This window comes from Streptomyces xanthophaeus, from assembly GCF_000725805.1.
Classification (GTDB): Bacteria; Actinomycetota; Actinomycetes; order Streptomycetales; family Streptomycetaceae; genus Streptomyces; species Streptomyces xanthophaeus.
Genome location: NZ_JOFT01000027.1, coordinates 133,588 through 152,897, shown reverse-complemented (window position 1 = coordinate 152,897; position 19,310 = coordinate 133,588). Strand labels below are relative to the sequence as shown.

The following is a 19,310-nucleotide window of genomic DNA, read 5'->3' as shown; positions in this document are numbered from 1 at the left end:
ACCAGAGGTGAACCGGCCTTCTTGGCAACCGGAAAGGGCTGCGCTACGACGGGAGGCGTCAGCGCGAGACCTTGCCGGCCTTGATGCACGAGGTGCAGGCGTTGAGGCGCTTCGGCGTCCCATTGACCACGGCACGGACGCGCTGGATGTTCGGGTTCCAGCGACGCGAGGTGCGGCGGTGCGAGTGGGAGATGTTGTTGCCGAAGCTCGGCCCCTTGGCGCAAACGTCGCAGTTGGCAGCCACAGGTCACTCCAAAGACTTCAGATGCAATTACAGTGAAACCGGCGCACCGGAATCAGAGAGTCTGAAGTGGTTTGCCGGGGGAATGGCCCGACTCTCGCCGGGCAACCGGAGCAGCATACAACGACTGCGTCCGTCCAAGAAAACTACCATGACCGCCGCTGCCCCCGCCCCGCAGTCCCGACGCCCGGGCAGTCCTTCGTTACCCTGCGGTGAACCCTGGCCCGCACAAGGAGGAACGCCCGGTGCCGCACGAGTCGCAGCCGCAGGCCCCTGACGAGCTCGACGCCCGAGCGGTGCGCACCTGGAGCTCGCTGGCCCTGGCAGCACTGGGCCGTGCCCGCGAGGACATCGACGCGATCAACGTCTACCCGGTCGCCGACGCGGACACCGGCACCAACCTCTACCTGACCGCCGAAGCGGCCGACCGCGCCCTGACCGAGGCCTTCGACGACTCCGGCCGCGTGGCCGACGCCACAGCGCGGACCTCCCTCGCCCGCGCCGTACGGGCCTACGCGCACGGAGCGCTGCTCGGGGCCCGCGGCAACTCCGGGACGATCCTGGCCCAGCTGCTGCGCGGGGTGGCCGACGTACTGGGCGACGCGCCGACGGGGCACGGGCCCGGCCGGCTGCTGGCCGGAGCGCTGACCCGGGCCGCGGAATCGGCGTACGAGGCCGTCGCGCACCCGGTGGAGGGCACCATGCTCACCGTCGCCACCGCCGCCGCGCGGGCCGGCGAGGCCGCCGGGGAAGCCGCCGGGAGCGCCGCGGAGGTGGCCCGGGCCGCCTACGACGGGGCCCGCGCGGCCCTGGCCGAGACACCGGGGCAGCTGGCCGTGCTGGGCCGGGCCGGAGTGGTCGACGCCGGGGGCTGCGGGCTGGTCGCCGTCCTCGGGGCCCTGTGGCAGGCCCTGTCCGGCGAGGTGCCCGCCGCGGAACCGGTGCGCGGCCGGGCCGTGCCCGTACCGCAGACGCCGGAGCCCTGCGCGCAGGAGCAGGACGGGCCGGCGTACGAGGTGATCTACCTGCTGGAGGCCTCCGACGCGGCCGTCGGGGAACTGCGCGCACGGCTCGACGGGCTCGGCGACTCGCTCGTCGTCGTCGGCGGTGACGGGCTGTGGAACGTCCACGTCCACGTCGACGACCCGGGGGCGGCCGTGGAGGCCGGAGTGGTCGCCGGACGGCCCTACCGGATACGCATCACCCATTTCGGCGACGAGCGGCGCCGGGCCCGCGGCGAACGCAGCCAGCGGGCCGTGGTGGTCCTCGTCCCGGGCGAGGGGCTGGCGGGGCTCTGCGCCGAGGCGGGCGCCACCACCGTGCTCGTACCCCCCGGGGAGGTCCCGGCCGTCGCCGAACTGCTCGACGCCGTGCGGCGGGCACACGCCCGCGAGGTGGTGCTCCTGCCCGGCGGCGCCGAACTGCGCGCGGTGGCCGCCGCGGCGGCCGAGCGGGCCCGGGCCGACGGGGTACGGGTGGCCGTCGTCCCGACGCGGTCGGCGGTGCAGGGCCTGGCCGCCCTCGCCGTGCACGACCCGGAGGCCACCTTCGACGAGGACGTGGTCGCCATGACCGCGGCGGCCGGCGCCACCCGGTACGCGGAGCTGGCCGTCGCCGAACGGCAGTCCTTCACCTCCGCGGGCATCTGCCAGGCCGGCGACGTGCTCGGGCTCATCGACGGGGACGTCGCCGTCATCGGCTCAGGCCTGACCGAGACCGCCGAGGCCGTCCTGGAGCGGATGCTCGGCTCGGGCGGCGAACTGGTCACGCTGGTGCTGGGCCCCGAGGTGCCCGAGGCCCTGGCCGAGCGCCTGGAGGCGTACGTACAGCACGGACACCTCGCCGTGGACACCGTCACCTACCACGGCGGACGACACTCGGCGCCGCTCCTGATCGGGGTCGAGTAGGGGTCGCACGGGGGGCTTGTCGGCGCCATGGTGTGCAATGGAACACGTGCCCGCGCTCGACGAAGACCTCAAGAAGACCCTCGGCCCCGCCACCGCCAAGGTGCTGGCCGAGCAGCTCGGCCTGCACACGGCCCTGGACCTCATCCACCACTACCCGCGGCGGTACGCGGAGCGCGGTGAGCTGACCCCGCTGGCCGAGCTGGCCGACCAGCTCGACGAACACGTCACCGTCGTCGCCCAGGTGGCCGACGCCCGGGTCCTGACCTTCAACGGGGGCCGGGGCAGACGCCTGGAGGTGACCATCACCGACGGGAGCGGCCGCCTCCAGCTCGTCTTCTTCGGCGCGGGCGTCCACAAGCCGCACAAGGACCTGCTGCCGGGCACCCGGGCGATGTTCGCGGGCAAGGTGGGCATGTTCAACCGCAAGCTCCAGCTCTCCCACCCGGCCTACGAACTGCTCGGAGCCGACGCCTCGGACCAGGACGCGGCCGCCGCCTTCGCGAACCAGCTGATCCCGATCTACCCGGCCTGCGCCAAGCTGGAGTCCTGGAAGGTCGCCAAGTGCGTGGACGCCGTGCTGCCCCGCGTCCAGGACGTCGTGGACCCGCTGCCGCCCGCCCTGCGCGACGGCCGCGGCCTGGTCCCGCTCACCGAGGCCCTGCTGAAGATCCACCGGCCGGGCACCAAGGCCGACATCGAGGAGGCCCGGCAGCGCCTGAAGTGGGACGAGGCCTTCGTCCTCCAGGTCGCGCTGGCCCGCCGCAGGCACGCCGACTCCCAGCTGCCGGCCGTGCCCCGGCGCCCCGTCCCCGGCGGACTGCTCGACTCCTTCGACGCCAAGCTGCCCTTCACCCTCACCGAGGGCCAGCAGACCGTCTCGAAGGAGATCTTCGACGACCTGGCCACCAGCCACCCCATGCACCGCCTCCTCCAGGGCGAGGTCGGCAGCGGCAAGACGATGGTGGCCCTGCGGGCGATGCTCGCCGTCGTCGACTCCGGCGGGCAGGCCGCCATGCTCGCGCCCACCGAGGTGCTCGCCCAGCAGCACCACCGTTCCATCACCGAGATGATGGGCGAGCTGGCCGAGGGGGGCATGCTCGGCGGCTCCGACCGGGGCACCAAGGTGGTGCTGCTCACCGGCTCGATGGGGATGCCCGCGCGCCGCCAGGCCCTGCTCGACCTGGTCACCGGCGAGGCCGGGATCGTGATCGGCACGCACGCCCTGATCGAGGACAAGGTGCAGTTCCACGACCTCGGCCTGGTCGTCGTCGACGAACAGCACCGCTTCGGCGTGGAACAGCGCGACGCCCTGCGGGCCAAGGGGCACTCCCAGGGGGAAAAGCGGACGCCCCACCTGCTCGTCATGACCGCGACCCCCATCCCGCGGACGGTCGCCATGACCGTCTTCGGCGACCTGGAGACCTCCGTCCTCGACCAGCTGCCCGCCGGCCGCTCGCCGATCGCCACCCACGTGGTGCCCGCCAAGGACAAGCCGCACTTCCTGACCCGGGCCTGGGAACGGGTCCGCGAGGAGGTGGAGAACGGCCACCAGGCGTACGTGGTCTGCCCGCGGATCGGCGACGGCGAGGACGAGCCCAAGAAGAAGAAGGCCGCGCAGGAGGACGGGGACCGGCGGCCCCCGCTCGCGGTCCTGGAGATCGCCGAGCAGCTCACCCTCGGCCCGCTCGCGGGCCTGCCGGTCCAGGTGCTGCACGGGCGGATGGACCCGTCCGACAAGGACGACGTCATGCGCCGCTTCGCCGCGGGCGAGGTCAAGGTGCTGGTCGCGACCACCGTCATCGAGGTCGGGGTGAACGTCCCGAACTCCACCGTCATGGTGATCATGGACGCGGACCGGTTCGGCGTCTCCCAGCTCCACCAGCTGCGCGGCCGCGTCGGCCGGGGCTCCGCCCCGGGCCTGTGCCTGCTGGTCAGCGAGATGCACGAGGCGAGCCCCGCCCGGGCCCGGCTCGCCGCCGTCGCCGCCACCCTCGACGGTTTCGAGCTCTCCCGGATCGACCTGGAACAGCGCCGCGAGGGCGACGTCCTGGGCCAGGCCCAGTCGGGCGTGCGCTCCTCGCTGCGCATGCTCGCGGTCATCGAGGACGAGGAGGTCATCGCCCAGGCCCGGGAGGAGGCCGCCCGCGTCGTCGCCGAGGACCCCGAGCTGGAGCGGCTGCCCGGCCTGCGGACCGCACTGGAGGCCCTGCTGGACACCGACCGGGAGCAGTACCTGGAGAAGGGCTGACAATAGGGGGGCCCGTTGTTCCGAAGACCGAAGGACCCCAGATGACCCGCGTGATCGCCGGCAGCGCCGGCGGGCGACGGCTGGCCGTGCCCCCCGGCACCGGCACCCGGCCGACCTCGGACCGGATGCGCGAAGGCCTCTTCTCCACCTGGGAGTCGCTGCACGGTGTGGAGGGCTCGCGGGTGCTCGACCTCTACGCGGGCTCGGGCGCCGTCGGCCTGGAGGCCCTCTCCCGCGGCGCGGACCACGCCCTGCTGGTCGAGACCGACCCCAAGGCTGCCAAGTCCATCCGGGACAACATCAAGGCGGTGGGCCTGCCCGGCGCCGAATTCCGGCCCGGCAAGGCCGAGCAGATCGTCGCGGCGCGAGCCGGCGGGGACCCGTACGACATCGTCTTCCTGGACCCGCCGTACGCCGTCACCCACGACGATCTTGGCGAGATCCTCCTCACACTCACGTCCAATGGCTGGCTCACGGGCGATGCGCTCGTCACCGTGGAGCGCAGCACCAGGAGCGGTGCCTTCCCCTGGCCGGAAGGATTCGAGCCGCTCCGGTCGCGGAAGTACGGCGAGGGCACCCTTTGGTACGGTCGCGCCGCCTTCACCAGCGAAGATTCATGATGCCCGCACCGGAGAGCGAGGGACTTCAGTTGCGCCGCGCCGTCTGTCCTGGGTCGTTCGACCCCATCACCAACGGACACCTCGACATCATCGGCCGGGCCTCCCGGCTCTACGACGTGGTCCACGTCGCCGTGATGATCAACCAGTCCAAGCAGGGACTGTTCACCGTCGAGGAGCGGATCGAGCTGATCCGCGAGGCGACGGCCGACTACGGGAACATCGAGGTGGAGTCCTTCCACGGACTGCTCGTCGACTTCTGCAAGCAGCGGGACATCCCGGCCATCGTCAAGGGCTTGCGCGCCGTCAGCGACTTCGACTACGAACTCCAGATGGCCCAGATGAACATGGGACTGTCGGGCGTCGAGACGCTGTTCGTGCCGACCAACCCCACCTACAGCTTCCTGTCCTCCTCGCTGGTCAAGGAGGTCGCGGCCTGGGGCGGCGACGTGGCCCACCTGCTGCCCGCGCACGTGCACGCGGCGCTGCTGGAACGGTTGCGCAACCGCTGACCGGCTGACGGGCCGTCAGTCAGTGTCGGGGGTCCGTCCGCTGGCCTTACAGTCGTCCCGTCCGTCTCAGGAACCGCCTGAGGCCGAGAGAGTGCGAGCCCCCATGGACGTGCAGAAGAAGCTCGACGAGATCGTCGCGGCCGTCGGCGGCGCCCGCTCCATGCCCATGTCGGCCTCCTGCGTGATCAACCGCGCCGAGCTGCTCGCCCAGCTCGAAGAGGTCCGCCAGGCGCTCCCCGGCTCCCTCGCCCAGGCCCAGGAGCTCATCGGCGGCCGCGAGCAGATGGTCGAGGAGGCCCGCCGGGAGGCGGACCGGATCATCGAGTCCGCGCACAGCCAGCGGGGCTCGCTGATCTCCGACACCGAGGTCGCGCGCCGCTCCCAGGCCGAGGCGGACCGCATCCTGGCGGACGCACGGCGGGAGGCCGAGGAGATCCGGGCCGAGGCCGACGACTACGTCGACAGCAAGCTCGCGAACTTCGAGGTCGTCCTGACCAAGACCATCGGCTCCGTGGACCGCGGCCGGGAGAAGCTGCTCGGGCGCGGGCCCGGCCCGGACGGCCTCGGCCACCCCGGCTACGGGAACGCGGACGAGGACGCGGACGCACCCGAGCGCAGCGCGGACCCGCGGACCCAGCGCGAGCAGGCGGACGCGTACGTGGACACCAAGCTGGCGACCTTCGAGGCAGTGCTCTCCAAGACCCTGGAGGCCGTCGGGCGGGGCCGCCAGAAGCTGCTCGGCCGGGTGCCCACCGACGACCTCGGCGCGCACATGGCCGCCCAGGACGCCGCAGGGGACCGGCAGTCCCGCTCGTCGAGCGACGCGGACTTCCTGGCGGGCCTGGCGGAGCCCGCACCGGCCCAGGTGCAGCTCCCGGCGCAGCCCGGGCCCGGATACGACACGTACGGCGCGGGCGTGGGCGACGGCTCCGCGGGGGCCTACGCCGCGCACTACGACGCCCAGCCCCAGCAGCAGGACGCGTACGCCTACCAGGACCCCTACGGCGGCTACCAGCAGCAGCCCGACCCGTACGCCGGTGCGGGCGCCGGCTCCGCGGGAGGGGGCTACGCCGGGCACTACGACGCCCAGCAGCCGGACCCCTACGCCGCGTACCAGCAGCCCCAGGCGCCGCAGCCCTCGCTCGACGAGACCAGCTTCTTCGACACGAGCATGATCAACCTGGACCAGCTGCGCCAGTACGAACAGGGTCGCTGACACCGGATTGGGCTCAGGGCGAAGCGCCGGGTATCCTGGCTCTTCGGTCGCGCGTATGCACCGCGATCCATGCTGCCCACATGTGGCGGAAACTTTGATCTTCAGCGATCTGTGAAAGCAGGAACGGCCCTGAATACCCGCCTCGACCACCGCAACCCCCTCGTGTTCGACACGCACGAGCTGGGTCGGCGTCCTGGTGCCATGCAGCGGCTGTCCCGTGAGATCGCGGCGCCGGCGGACCTCGGTCTCGCCGGAGTCATCGGGGTACCGGAAGGCGCCCCGCTGAAGCTCAAGCTCCGCCTCGAAGCGGTCATGGAAGGGGTGCTCGTCACAGGCACCGCCCGTGCATCGGCCGTAGGGGAGTGCGTAAGGTGTCTGGAGTCCGTCGAGCGTGAGCTCAAGGCGGACTTCCAGGAGATGTTCTCGTACCCTGACGCCGACGACCGGAGCCGCTCCAAGGCGGAACCGGCCGACGACGCCGAGGACGACGAGGACACGCTCTTCCTCGAGGACGGCTTGTTCGACCTCGAACCCGTGCTGCGCGACGTGGTGGTGCTCGCACTGCCGCTGCAGCCGGTGTGCCGGGAGGACTGTCTCGGACTGTGCCCCGATTGCGGGCTCAGCCTGAACGACGACCCGGACCACCACCATGACGCCGTCGACATCCGATGGGCGGCATTGCAAGGACTCGTCACCGATCAGGGCGATGAGAAGGACAACATGAGCGGCACTGCCTCTGACGGAGTTCAGGGCGCCGCCGAGAAGCAGGAGAAGTAGCCGTGGCTGTTCCGAAGCGGAAGATGTCGCGCAGCAACACGCGCCACCGCCGGTCGCAGTGGAAGGCTGCGGTCCCCACCCTGGTTTCGTGCGAGCGTTGCCAGGAGCCGAAGCTCCAGCACATTGCGTGCCCGAGCTGCGGCACCTACAACAAGCGCCAGGTCCTCGAGGTCTGAGCGGCTGGTGAGAGGCGCAATGTCTGAGCTGTCCAACGCTGAGAAGCAGGCAGACAGTAACAACGCGGCCTCGTCCCACACGCTTCTGGAAGGGCGGCTCGGGTATCGACTCGAGTCCGCCCTTCTGGTGCGTGCACTGACCCACCGCTCGTACGCGTACGAGAACGGCGGTCTGCCCACCAACGAACGGCTGGAGTTCCTCGGGGACTCCGTGCTGGGCCTGGTGGTCACGGACACGCTGTACACGACCCACCCCGATCTGCCGGAAGGCCAGCTGGCCAAACTGCGGGCCGCGGTGGTCAACTCGCGTGCACTGGCGGAGGTCGGGCGCGGCCTCGAACTCGGCTCCTTCATCCGGCTCGGCCGGGGCGAAGAGGGCACGGGTGGCCGGGACAAGGCCTCCATCCTCGCCGACACCCTTGAAGCGGTGATCGGCGCGGTCTACCTCGACCAGGGCCTCGACGCGGCCTCGGAGCTGGTTCACCGGCTCTTCGACCCGCTCATCGAGAAGTCCTCGAACCTCGGGGCCGGCCTGGACTGGAAGACCAGTCTCCAGGAGCTCACGGCGGCCGAAGGTCTTGGCGTACCGGAATATCTGGTCACCGAGACCGGTCCGGACCACGAGAAGACCTTCACAGCTGCCGCCCGCGTCGGTGGTGTCTCGTACGGCACCGGCACCGGCCGCAGCAAGAAGGAAGCGGAACAGCAGGCCGCGGAATCCGCCTGGCGCGGGATCCGCACCGCGGCGGACGAACGGATCGCGGCAGCAGCCGCGGCCGCCGCCGCTCCGGCCGAGGCGGTGGCTCCGGCCGCAGCCGAAGCCGGGACCGAGGCCGTGGACGGCGGGGCGCCGACGCCCGTCGACGCGGCACCGGACGCCTGACCCTTCCTTCGGGATTTCCCCGCCCGCCCCTGTTCCGACAGGGGCGGGCGGTCCCGTTTCCGGGCTCCGGTACGCTCGCCGGAGCGTGCCGCCCGCATCCTTACCGGAGGAACCCCGTGCCCGAGCTGCCCGAAGTCGAAGTCGTGCGGCGGGGGCTGGAGCGGTGGGTCGCCGGGCGGACCGTCGAGGCCGTCGAGGTGCTGCACCCGCGGGCCGTGCGCCGTCACCCGGCGGGCGCCGCGGACTTCGCGGCCCGGCTCGGCGGGCAGACCATCGGCGTACCGAGGCGGCGCGGCAAGTACCTGTGGCTGCCCCTGGAGGGCCGGGACCTGTCCGTGCTCGGGCACCTGGGGATGAGCGGGCAGCTGCTCGTGCAGCCCGAGGGCGCCCCGGACGAGAAGCACCTGCGGATCAGGGTCCGCTTCGACGACGCCGCGGGGACCGAGCTGCGCTTCGTCGACCAGCGCACCTTCGGCGGGCTCTCGCTGCACGAGACCGTCGCCGAGAGCACCGAGGGCCTGCCCGACGTCATCGCGCACATCGCGCGGGACCCCCTGGACCCGCTGTTCGACGAGGTGGCCTACCACCTCGCCCTGCGCGCGAAGCGGACCACCGTGAAGCGGGCGCTGCTGGACCAGTCCCTGATCAGCGGGGTCGGCAACATCTATGCGGACGAGGCGCTGTGGCGTGCGCGGCTGCACTACGAGCGCCCGACCGCCGCCCTGACCCGCCCGAGGAGCACCGAACTCCTCGGCCACGTCCGGGACGTGATGAACGCGGCCCTGGCCGTCGGCGGGACCAGTTTCGACAGCCTGTACGTCAACGTGAACGGGGAGTCTGGCTACTTCGACCGTTCGCTCGACGCCTACGGACGCGAGGACGAGCCCTGCCGGCGCTGCGGTACGCCGATGCGCCGCCGGCCCTGGATGAACAGGTCGAGCTACTTCTGCCCGCGCTGTCAGAGGCCGCCGCGCGCGGTGTCGTAGGACTGCCGGGCACTCAGCACCTGCGGCATGCTTCCCTCCAGGCAGTGGATGAGCGAGAGCAGCCGGTCCGCCACCTCGACGCCGAGCGGGGTGAGTTCGTAGTCGACGCGCGGCGGGTTCGTGGGCTGCGCCTCGCGGTGGACGATGCCGTCCCGCTCCAGGGCGTGCAGCGTCTGGGAGAGCATCTTCTCGCTGACCCCCTCCACCCGTCGCCGCAGCTCGTTGAAGCGGCACGGGCCTTCGCGCAGCGCGCCCACGACGAGGCTGCCCCACCGTCCGGTGACGTGCTCCAGGGTCTCCCGGGACGGGCAGGCGCGCGCGAAGACGTCGAACGGCGGGAGCGCTGCGTCGGCTTCGGTACAGGCAGGGGTCTCCATACGAACAAGCGTACTCCTGTGCAGCGCTAACTCGTAGGTTGCGCTTTCGAAAAGTTAGTGCTTTTCTTTCTCTTGTCGCACCGCGACGCCGCAGGAACGTCTTGAGGGAGAACCACCATGTCCGCAGCCGCTCACACCCCCGTCGTCTCGATCGCCTACCACTCCGGGTACGGGCACACCGCCGTCATCGCCGAGGCCGTCCGGGCGGGCGCCGCGGACGCCGGGGCCACCGTGCACCTGATCAAGGTGGACGAGATCGACGACGCCCAGTGGGAGCTGCTCGACGCGTCCGACGCGATCGTCTTCGGCTCCCCGACCTACATGGGTACGGCCTCGGGCGCCTTCCACGTCTTCGCCGAGGCCACCTCGAAGCGCTGGTTCGGGGACGTGTGGCAGGACAAGGTGGCGGCCGGCTTCACCAACTCCGGCTCCAAGAGCGGCGACAAGCTGCACACCCTGCAGTACTTCCAGATCCTGGCCGCGCAGCACGGCATGAGCTGGGTCAACCTCGGTCTGAAGCCGGGCTGGAATTCGAGCACCGGGTCCGAGAACGACCTCAACCGCCTGGGCTTCTTCTCCGGCGCCGCGGCCCAGTCCAACTCCGACGAGGGTGCGGACGCCGTGCACAAGGCCGACATCGCGACCGCCGAGCACCTCGGGCGCCGGGTGGCCGAGCAGACCCGGATCGTCGTGGCGGGCCGCGCGGCCCTGGCGGCCGTCGCCGTCTGAGCGGGCGGCGGCCTGCCCCGGCCGGACTAGAAGCCGAACTCCTGGGTCCACCAGGGGCCGCCGGCGGCGACGTGGACGCCGACGCCCAGGGTGCGGAACTCGCAGTTGAGGATGTTCGCCTTGTGGCCCGGGCTGTCCATCCAGGCCGTCATCACGGACGCGGCGTCGCCCTGGCCGCGGGCGATGTTCTCGGCGGCGAGGCCCGAGAGCCCGGCCTTGGCGGCGCGGTCCCAGGGGCTGTTCCCGTCCGGGTCGGTGTGGTCGAAGAAGCCGCGGGTGGCCATGTCCTTGCTGAAGGCCCCGGCCAGCGCCGCCAGCGGCGGGTTCGCCCGTACCGGACCGCACCCGGCCTGGGCGCGGGCCTGGTTCACCAGGGTGACCACCGCGGCCTCCTCGGCCGAGTGGCCGTCGTCGGGCGTCGGCGCCGGCGTCGGTGTGGGCTTGGGTGCGGGGGTGGTCGGCGCGGGGATGACCGGCGCCGGGACGGACGGCGCGGGGACGGCCGGCTTCGAAGGGGCCGGGACCACGGGCTTGTGCGGAGGCTTCGCGGAAGGGGACGCCGGAGCCGCGGGCGCGGTGCTCGGCGCGGCCGGGGCGGACGGGCTCGGCGAGGCGGGGGCCGGAGCGGAGGCCGAGGCCGACGGGGACGCGGACGGAGAGGGCTTGGCCGAGGGACGGCCGGAGGCGGCGGGGGCCGGCGCCTCGGGGGTACGCCCGGACAGGTTGGCGAGGCCGCCCTGCGGTGAGGTGCTGCCCGGAGTCGGCGAGGCCTTGGCCTTGGCCGCCGTCCCGGCGACGGTGTCCGTACCGCTCACGCCGACATAGGGGAAGGACCCGCCGACCGGCACCATGCCGGTGGTCACGGCCGCCGCCCCAAGGGCCACGGCCACCGAGACGCCCAGCAGGCCGGAGCGCACGGCGGTGCCGCGTTTGCCGCCGCGGCGCGGGGCGGCGTGGAGTCGGTGGCGTCCCATCGCTGTCGTGCCTTCCTTGCAAGATCATCCGTTACTCACCCAAATGGGTGAGTTCATTGCTGCGCGACTGTACGCCATGGCATCGGGGGGCGATGTGTGCCGAAAGTGTTTGCCCGGTTAGCGTTCACGCATGGATGAAGAGGTCCGGCTGACCGCCTGGGTGCGCGGCCGTGTACAGGGAGTGGGCTTCCGTTGGTTCACCAGGGCCAACGCCCTGGAGATCGGAGAGGTCGTCGGCTTCGCCCTCAACCTCGACGACGGGCGAGTACAGGTGGTGGCCGAAGGTCAACGTGAGAATTGCCACCGGCTGCTCGACTGGCTGAGGTCCGCCGACACGCCCGGGAGGGTGGACGGGGTGACAGAGATCTGGGGCACACCGCGCGGTGGCTACGACGGGTTCGCGATCAGGTGAAGGATCGACTGATCATGTACTGATCACATCTCGCGGCGGTCGGCACCCGGCCGGAACTGCGCATTCTCCGCCGACGCGTTGCCGCGGCGGTCGATCCGTGGAAGGCTCGGAAACGAGGATGATCTCCGCGCGCCTCGAGCGCGCCCGGACGCCCGCCGATACGGGGCGTGATCGTGTTGACCGTCAAACTTTTTGGTGAGACGCTGGAAGCCCCGCGCACCTGAGCTGTTTGGCAGTGTTGGCAGTAGTAAGCGCAGTGACTGTCCGTCGCTGCCGGACATCCGCGGGTGCGATTCCCTCACGACCCACACCGCTTCGGTCGGTCACTCAGTGTGGAGGACCATCCATCATGGCAAAGGCGCTTCTCGGTTACGTCGGCGGTTCCGATCCGCGACTCCTCGCCGAGATGCGACGGCTTCAGCAGCGCGTCCAGGACCTCGAGTCCGAGCTCGTACGGATTCAGTCCGAAAATGACGCGCTGAACGCGGCCGCCGCTCAGCACGGAGACTCGCTGCTGGACAGCATCGACATCGACGTACCCCAGGCGGAGCCTGCGCTCACCTGACCCGTTCATTCGACGCAATCCAGCACCGCATGATCTGCAAGGGACGCTTCGGCGTCCCTTCTTTCTTGGACCACGGGTCCTGTCCGCGGACCCGCGCCACCGCCTGCCCGGAGGATGGGCCGGTCGGGGGTCTCCTCCTTTTGACGTGAGTCGTGCCCTGCACCTTCATGGGTGAAACCGAACGCGAAAGGTAGAGTCCGGCGGCGTGCACCTCAAGTCCCTGACCCTGCGCGGATTCAAATCCTTTGCTTCCGCGACCACCCTGCGCTTCGAGCCCGGCATCACCTGTGTCGTGGGACCGAACGGCTCCGGCAAGTCCAACGTGGTGGACGCCCTGTCGTGGGTCATGGGCGAACAGGGCGCCAAATCCCTGCGCGGCGGCAAGATGGAGGACGTCATCTTCGCCGGGACCACCGGGCGCCCGCCGCTCGGCCGCGCCGAGGTCTCGCTGACGATCGACAACTCCGACGGCGCGCTGCCCATCGACTACGCCGAAGTCACCATCACCCGGATCATGTTCCGCGGCGGCAGCAGCGAGTACCAGATCAACGGGGACACCTGCCGCCTGCTCGACATCCAGGAACTGCTCTCCGACTCCGGCATCGGCCGCGAGATGCACGTCATCGTCGGGCAGGGTCAGCTGGACTCCGTACTGCACGCCGATCCCATGGGGCGCCGCGCCTTCATCGAGGAGGCGGCCGGAGTGCTCAAGCACCGCAAGCGCAAGGAGAAGGCGCTGCGCAAGCTGGACGCGATGCAGGCCAACCTCGCCCGCGTGCAGGACCTCGGCGACGAGCTGCGGCGCCAGCTCAAACCCCTCGGACGGCAGGCGGCCGTGGCCCGGCGGGCCGCCGTGATCCAGGCGGACCTGCGCGACGCCCGGCTGCGGCTGCTCGCCGACGACCTGGTGGCCCTGCGCGGCGCCCTCGACGCCGAGATCGCGGACGAGGCGGCGCTCAAGGAACGCAAGGAGGCCGCCGAGGCGCAGCTCGCGGGCGCCCAGCGGCGCGAGGCGGAGCTGGAGGAGGCCGTACGGGAGCTCGCCCCGCGGCTGCGGCAGGCCCAGCAGACCTGGTACGAGCTGTCCCAGCTCGCCGAACGGGTCCGCGGGACGGCCAGCCTGGCGGACGCGCGGGTCAAGAGCGCCTCGGCTCCCGTGGAGGAGGAGCGGCGGGGCCGCGACCCCGAGGAGATGGAGAAGGAGGCCGCCCGGATCCGCGAGCAGGAGGCGGAGCTGACGGCGGCGCTGGAAGCGGCCTCGTACGCGCTGGAGGACACCTCGGCCCACCGGGCCGAACTGGAACGGGAGCTCGCCGAGGAGGAGCGCCGGCTGAGGGACGCCGCGCGGGCCGTCGCCGACCGGCGCGAGGCGCTGGCCCGGCTGAAGGGCCGCCTCGGCGCCGCCCGGTCCCGGGCGGCCGCGGCCCAGGCCGAGATCGACCGGCTGGTCTTGGCGCGGGACGGGGCGCAGGACCGGGCGGCCGCGGCGCAGGAGGAGTACGAGGCCCTCGCGGCCGAGGTCGGGGAGCTGGACGGGGACGCGGCGGCGACCGGGGAACACGAGGCGGCGCGCGCCGAACTGGCGGCGGCGGAGGCCGCGCTGACCGCCGCCCGGCAGGCGGCCGAGGCCGCGGAGCGCTCGCGCGCCGCCGTGTCCGCGCGGCGCGAGGCGCTGGCGCTGGGGCTGCGCCGCAAGGACGGAACCGGGGCGCTGCTCGCGGCCCGGGACCAGCTGGCCGGGCTGCTGGGCCCGGCGGCGGAGCGGCTCTCGGTGACCGCGGGGTACGAGGTCGCCGTGGCGGCGGCGCTCGGTTCGGCGGCGGACGCGCTGGCGGTGGCCTCACCGGGGGCCGCGGCCGGGGCCATCCGCCACCTGAGGGACACGGACGGCGGCCGTGCCGCCTTCCTGATCACGGCCGCGGCGGTGCCCGGCCAGGGTGCGGGCCCTCTCCGGACCGGGCCTGCGGGCGGCGCCGCGGACGGCGCGGGCGCTGCGGGCCGGCGCGAGGAGCCGGACGGCTGCGTGCCCGGGCAGGCGGGGGAGGGCGGCGGCACTGCCGTGGGCGCCCAGGCGCCGGGCTCCGTGGGCGCCCCGGCCCCTGCCCCGGTCGGCGCCCCGGCCTCCGCCCCGGTCGGCGCTCCGGCCCCTGCCCCCGTCGACGTCGCCGCGCAGGCGGCGGCCGTACCGGCCGCCGGGCTGGTGCACGGTGACGCGGCCCTGGTGCGGGCCGTGGAATGGGTGCTGCGGGACCACGTCGTCGTCGGGACCCTGGAGGAGGCCGAGGCACTGGTGGCCCGGCGCCCCGAGGCCGTGGCCGTCACCGCCCAGGGCGACGTGCTCGGGGCTCGCCTGGCCCAGGGCGGCTCCGCCGGTGTGCCCAGCCTGATCGAGGTGCAGGCCGCCGTGGACGAGGCCTCGGCGGAACTGGCCCGGCTGGACGGGCAGTGCGCGGAGCTGGCCGGGGCCCTGGAGGCCGCGCAGGAGCACAAGCAGCACCTGGCGGCCCGGGTCGAGGAGCTCGCCGAGCAGCGGCGCGCCGGGGAACGGGCCCGCGCGGGGGCCGCGCAGCAGCTCGGGCGGTTCGCCGGCCAGGCCAAGGGCGCCGCGGGCGAGGCCGAGCGCAGCGTGGCCGCGGCGGCGAAGGCCCAGGACGCGCTGGAGCAGGCGCTGGCCGACGTGGAGGAGGCCGCGGAGCAGCTGGCGACGGCAGAGGAGAGCGACCCGGCCGGGGACGCGGGCGGGCAGGAGCCCGACAGCTCCCGGCGGGACCGGCTCGCCGCGGACGGGGCCAACGCCCGCCAGACCGAGATGGAGGCCCGCCTCCAGCTCAGGACCCACGAGGAGCGGGTCAAGGCGCTGGCTGGGAGGGCGGATTCGCTCGACCGCGGAGCCAGGGCGGAGCGCGAGGCCCGCACCAGGGCCGAGCGCCGCCGGGCCCGGCTGCGCCACGAGGCGCAGGTGGCGGGCGCGGTGGCCGACGGCGCTCGGCAGCTGCTCGCGCACGTGGAGGTCTCGCTGGGCCGGGCCGACGAGGAGCGCACCGCGGCCGAGTACGCCAAGGGCCTGCGCGAGCGGGAGCTCGGCGAGGCCAGGAACCGCGGGCGGGACCTTTTGGGCGAACTCGACAAGCTCACCGACTCCGTGCACCGCGGCGAGGTGCTGGGCGCCGAGAAGCGGCTGCGCATCGAGCAGGTGGAGACCAAGGCGCTGGAGGAGTTCGGCATGGCGGCGGCCGGGCTCGTCGCCGAGTACGGGCCCGATCAGCCGGTGCCGCCGTCCCCGCCGGCCGAGGGCGAGACGCTGCCGGCGGACCCGGAGCATCCGCGCAACCGTCCCGGGCCCTTCGTACGGGCGCAGCAGGAGAAGCGGCTGAAGGCCGCCGAGCGGGCGTACCAGCAGCTCGGCAAGGTGAATCCGCTCGCGCTGGAGGAGTTCGCGGCGCTGGAGGAGCGACACCAGTTCCTCAGCGAACAGTTGGAGGACCTGCGCAAGACACGGGCCGATCTGCTTCAAGTGGTGAAGGAGGTCGACGCCCGGGTCGAGCAGGTGTTCACCGAGGCGTACCGCGACACGGCGCGGGAGTTCGAGGGGGTGTTCTCGCGGCTGTTCCCCGGTGGGGAGGGCCGGCTGATCCTGACCGATCCCGACAACATGCTCGCCACCGGCGTCGACGTCGAGGCGCGCCCTCCCGGCAAGAAGGTCAAGCGGCTGTCGCTGCTGTCCGGCGGTGAGCGCTCGCTGACCGCCGTGGCCCTGCTGGTGTCGATCTTCAAGGCGCGGCCCAGCCCGTTCTACGTGATGGACGAGGTGGAGGCGGCGCTCGACGACACCAACCTCCAGCGGCTGATCCGGATCATGGAGGAGCTCCAGGAGAGCTCACAGCTGATCGTCATCACGCACCAGAAGCGGACGATGGAGGTCGCCGACGCGCTCTATGGCGTCTCCATGCAGGGCGACGGGGTCTCCAAGGTCATCAGCCAGCGGCTCCGCTGAGGCCCTTCAGTTCATGAAGTGAACACAAGAGCCCTGGGTCTTCGCGTTTAACGCGTTCTTCATCCCCTATTGACTTCAGAAAGTGAAGCCATAGGCTCTGCTGTGCCGTGTCGACCTTCAGGTGGTGGTGCGCAGTTTGCTGTGCGCCACTGGAGGAACACGCGCAAGGAACACGAGTACAGACGGCAACCCCCACTCCCGACATCGGCGCCGGGCCCAGGAGCGCACCTTGACCAGCACAGCGAACGCACCCGCCTCAGGCGGTGGCCGGGGCGCAGCACCCGACCACCTCGGGCACGTCATCTTCATCACGGCGGCCGCTGCCATGGGCGGTTTCCTCTTCGGCTACGACAGCTCGGTCATCAACGGGGCCGTCGAGGCCATCCGCGACCGTTTCGACGTCGGCTCCGCCGCCCTCGCCCAGGTGATCGCCGCCGCACTCATCGGCTGCGCCTTCGGTGCGGCCACGGCCGGCCGTATCGCCGACCGGATCGGCCGAATCCGCTGCATGCAGATCGCGGCCGTCCTCTTCACCGCGAGCGCCATCGGTTCGGCCCTGCCGTTCGCCCTCTGGGACCTCGCCATGTGGCGCATCGTCGGCGGCTTCGGCATCGGCATGGCCTCGGTGATCGGCCCCGCCTACATCGCCGAGGTCTCCCCGGCCGCCTACCGGGGCCGGCTCGCCTCCTTCCAGCAGGCCGCCATCGTCATCGGCATCGCCATCTCGCAGCTGGTCAACTGGGGCATCCTCAACCTCGCCGACGGGGACCAGCGCGGAGAGATCGGCGGCCTCGAAGCCTGGCAGTGGATGCTCGGCGTCATGGTCGTCCCGGCCGTGCTCTACGGTCTGCTGTCCTTCGCCATCCCCGAGTCCCCGCGCTTCCTCGTCTCCGTCGGCAAGATGGACAAGGCCAAGACGGTCCTGCGCGAGGTCGAGGGCGAGGGCATCGACGCCGACGCCCGGGTCCGTGAGATCGACAACGCCATCCATTCGGAGCAGAAGTCGACCTTCAAGGACCTGCTCGGCGGCCGCTTCGGCTTCCTGCCGATCGTCTGGGTCGGCATCGGCCTCTCGCTCTTCCAGCAGCTCGTCGGCATCAACGTGATCTTCTACTACAGCTCCTCGCTGTGGCAGTCGGTCGGTGTCGACCCGAGCTCCTCGTTCCTGTACTCCTTCGAGACCTCCGTCGTGAACATCGTCGGTACGGTCATCGCGATGGTGTTCGTCGACCGGATCGGCCGCAAGCCGCTCGCGCTCATCGGCTCCACCGGCATGGCGATCTCCCTCGGACTGGCCGCGTGGGCCTTCTCCTACAAGGACACCAGCGGCGGCGACATCGCCCTGCCGCACACCCAGGGGCTCGTGGCCCTCATCGCGGCCAACTGCTTCGTGCTCTTCTTCGCCCTGTCCTGGGGCGTGGTGGTCTGGGTGCTGCTCGGCGAGATGTTCCCGGGCCGCATCCGGGCCGCGGCCCTCGGCGTGGCGGCCGCCGCCCAGTGGATCGCCAACTGGGTCATCACGGTCAGCTTCCCGTCGCTGTCGGACTGGAACCTGTCCGGCGCCTACGTCATCTACGCGATCTTCGCCGTGCTCTCGATCCCCTTCGTCCTCAAATGGGTGCCGGAGACCAAGGGCAAGGCGCTGGAGGAGATGGGGTAATCCTCCCCGCCAACACCCCATCTCCTCGATACTGCCCCGGCTCAGTCCTTGAGCCGGGGCAGTACCTGTTCGCACAGCAGGTGCAGGCTGCGCCAGCCCTCGTCCACGGGCATTCCGCCGCACAGCGGGTGCAGCACCAGGTTCCCGGCCTCGCCCGCGCCCCGGGCGTACGCGACCGCCTCGTCCGGGGTCAGCACCCGGTAGACGCCCTCCTCGCGCAGTTCCGCCACCGAGCGCGCGGCCGACCGTACGGCGCTGCGGATGTCCTTGGACTGCCAGGACGCGTACATGCCCGCCTCGTGCAGGAAGTGCTCGCCGTACTGCGCCCACACCTGGTCCGGGTCCTGCGCGATGTGCAGCAGCGGGGTCTCGGCCGCGGGCATCATGCAGAAGCCCTCCGTGCCGTACTCCGCCAGCTTCGCCTGGTAGTACGCCTCCAGCTCCGGCAGGTGCGCGCTGGGGAAGAACGGCAGCCCCAGCCGGGCCGCGCGCCGGGCCGCCGCCTCGGAGCTGCCGCCGACCAGGAGCAGCGGGTGCGGCTGGGTGAAGGGCCGCGGGGTGACCCGTACGGTTCGGCCACGGAACTCGAACGGCTCACCGGTCCACGCCTTCAGCAGGGTCTCCAGCAGCTCGTCCTGGAGCCTGCCGCGCCGGCCCCACTCCACACCGTGCTGCTCGTACTCCTCGGGCCGGTAGCCGATGCCCGCGACCGTGACGAGGCGGCCGCCGCTGAGCAGGTCCAGGACGGCGATGTCCTCGGCCACCTTCAGCGGGTCGTACAGCGGGCCGATGATCGCCGAGACGGTGACCGCGATCCGGCGGGTGGCGCCGAAGACCGCGCCCGCGAAGGCGAAGGGGGAGGGCAGCCAGTTGTTGGCGGTGCCGTGGTGCTCCTCGGTCTGGACGGTGTCGATCCCGCGGTCGTCCGCGTAGCGGGCCATCTCCAGCGCCGCCTTGTAGCGGGCGGAGAGGGACTCGGGGGTGCCGTTCGGGTCGACGAGATTGAACCGGGCCACGGTGATGGGCATGGAGAAGT

The 19,310-nt window shown here is 72.0% G+C and carries 18 protein-coding genes; 14 read left to right on the top strand and 4 right to left on the bottom strand.

Going from position 1 to position 19,310, the window contains the following annotated elements:
* Positions 1-58: 58 nt before the first annotated feature.
* Positions 59-244 carry a 50S ribosomal protein L28 gene (gene rpmB / locus IO30_RS0117925; protein WP_007266795.1) on the bottom strand — a complete coding sequence of 62 codons (186 nt, stop codon included), beginning with the start codon at positions 242-244 and terminating at the stop codon, positions 59-61.
* A 242-nt stretch (positions 245-486) separates the two neighbouring features.
* Between rpmB and IO30_RS0117920 the strand changes: the two genes are divergently transcribed.
* The 9 genes from IO30_RS0117920 to mutM all read left to right on the top strand — a co-directional run bounded on the left by IO30_RS0117920 (position 487) and on the right by mutM (position 9,563).
* On the top strand, positions 487-2,148 hold the full coding sequence (locus IO30_RS0117920) for a DAK2 domain-containing protein (protein ID WP_051859525.1): 1,662 nt from the start codon (positions 487-489) through the stop codon (positions 2,146-2,148).
* Positions 2,149-2,185: 37 nt separating this feature from the next.
* Positions 2,186-4,396 carry an ATP-dependent DNA helicase RecG gene (recG, locus tag IO30_RS0117915; protein WP_031144215.1) on the top strand — a complete coding sequence of 737 codons (2,211 nt, stop codon included), beginning with the start codon at positions 2,186-2,188 and terminating at the stop codon, positions 4,394-4,396.
* Positions 4,397-4,437: 41 nt separating this feature from the next.
* A complete protein-coding gene (gene rsmD / locus IO30_RS0117910) occupies positions 4,438-5,016 on the top strand; it encodes a 16S rRNA (guanine(966)-N(2))-methyltransferase RsmD (RefSeq protein WP_031144213.1) in 579 nt (192 codons plus the stop codon).
* A 29-nt stretch (positions 5,017-5,045) separates the two neighbouring features.
* Positions 5,046-5,525 carry a pantetheine-phosphate adenylyltransferase gene (gene coaD / locus IO30_RS0117905; RefSeq protein WP_199921082.1) on the top strand — a complete coding sequence of 160 codons (480 nt, stop codon included), beginning with the start codon at positions 5,046-5,048 and terminating at the stop codon, positions 5,523-5,525.
* A 103-nt stretch (positions 5,526-5,628) separates the two neighbouring features.
* The gene (locus IO30_RS0117900; RefSeq protein WP_031144209.1) at positions 5,629-6,741 is read left to right on the top strand and encodes a DivIVA domain-containing protein; all 1,113 of its coding nucleotides are present in this window, start codon (positions 5,629-5,631) and stop codon (positions 6,739-6,741) included.
* A gap of 69 nt (positions 6,742-6,810) precedes the next feature.
* A complete protein-coding gene (locus IO30_RS0117895; RefSeq protein ID WP_051859524.1) occupies positions 6,811-7,518 on the top strand; it encodes a YceD family protein in 708 nt (235 codons plus the stop codon).
* 2 nt (positions 7,519-7,520) lie between these two features.
* The gene (gene rpmF / locus IO30_RS0117890; protein ID WP_003965982.1) at positions 7,521-7,694 is read left to right on the top strand and encodes a 50S ribosomal protein L32; all 174 of its coding nucleotides are present in this window, start codon (positions 7,521-7,523) and stop codon (positions 7,692-7,694) included.
* A 19-nt stretch (positions 7,695-7,713) separates the two neighbouring features.
* Entirely contained in the window at positions 7,714-8,577 is an 864-nt protein-coding gene (rnc, locus tag IO30_RS0117885; protein WP_031144206.1) for a ribonuclease III, read from the top strand.
* A gap of 116 nt (positions 8,578-8,693) precedes the next feature.
* Positions 8,694-9,563: a bifunctional DNA-formamidopyrimidine glycosylase/DNA-(apurinic or apyrimidinic site) lyase gene (gene mutM / locus IO30_RS0117880; RefSeq protein ID WP_031144204.1), complete on the top strand. Its 870-nt coding sequence runs from the start codon at positions 8,694-8,696 to the stop codon at positions 9,561-9,563.
* On the opposite strand, the gene IO30_RS0117875 is transcribed toward mutM, so the two are convergent.
* Positions 9,536-9,940 (bottom strand): winged helix-turn-helix transcriptional regulator, encoded by a 405-nt coding sequence (locus IO30_RS0117875; protein ID WP_031144202.1) that lies wholly within the window; start codon positions 9,938-9,940, stop codon positions 9,536-9,538. The genes mutM and IO30_RS0117875 overlap by 28 nt on opposite strands.
* A gap of 117 nt (positions 9,941-10,057) precedes the next feature.
* On the opposite strand from IO30_RS0117875, the gene IO30_RS0117870 reads away from it, so the two are divergent.
* Positions 10,058-10,669, top strand: coding sequence for a flavodoxin family protein (locus tag IO30_RS0117870; protein ID WP_031144201.1), 612 nt, complete (start codon positions 10,058-10,060; stop codon positions 10,667-10,669).
* Between the two features lie 26 nt (positions 10,670-10,695).
* Here the strand turns inward: IO30_RS0117870 and IO30_RS0117865 are convergent, their stop codons facing one another.
* The gene (locus IO30_RS0117865) at positions 10,696-11,643 is read right to left on the bottom strand and encodes a CAP domain-containing protein (protein WP_031144200.1); all 948 of its coding nucleotides are present in this window, start codon (positions 11,641-11,643) and stop codon (positions 10,696-10,698) included.
* 130 nt (positions 11,644-11,773) lie between these two features.
* Here IO30_RS0117865 and IO30_RS0117860 point away from each other — a divergent pair, with 130 nt between their 5' ends.
* The 4 genes from IO30_RS0117860 (at position 11,774) to IO30_RS0117845 (ending at position 18,274) form a co-directional block, all read left to right on the top strand.
* Positions 11,774-12,055: an acylphosphatase gene (locus IO30_RS0117860; protein WP_031144199.1), complete on the top strand. Its 282-nt coding sequence runs from the start codon at positions 11,774-11,776 to the stop codon at positions 12,053-12,055.
* A gap of 349 nt (positions 12,056-12,404) precedes the next feature.
* On the top strand, positions 12,405-12,620 hold the full coding sequence (locus IO30_RS0117855; protein ID WP_031144198.1) for a hypothetical protein: 216 nt from the start codon (positions 12,405-12,407) through the stop codon (positions 12,618-12,620).
* Between the two features lie 205 nt (positions 12,621-12,825).
* Positions 12,826-16,614 carry an AAA family ATPase gene (locus IO30_RS0117850; protein WP_031144197.1) on the top strand — a complete coding sequence of 1,263 codons (3,789 nt, stop codon included), beginning with the start codon at positions 12,826-12,828 and terminating at the stop codon, positions 16,612-16,614.
* Between the two features lie 229 nt (positions 16,615-16,843).
* Entirely contained in the window at positions 16,844-18,274 is a 1,431-nt protein-coding gene (locus IO30_RS0117845) for a sugar porter family MFS transporter (RefSeq protein WP_031144195.1), read from the top strand.
* A 41-nt stretch (positions 18,275-18,315) separates the two neighbouring features.
* On the opposite strand, the gene IO30_RS0117840 is transcribed toward IO30_RS0117845, so the two are convergent.
* Complete coding sequence (locus IO30_RS0117840; RefSeq protein ID WP_031144194.1) at positions 18,316-19,302, bottom strand: LLM class flavin-dependent oxidoreductase; 987 nt, start codon at positions 19,300-19,302, stop codon at positions 18,316-18,318.
* Positions 19,303-19,310: the final 8 nt, after the last annotated feature.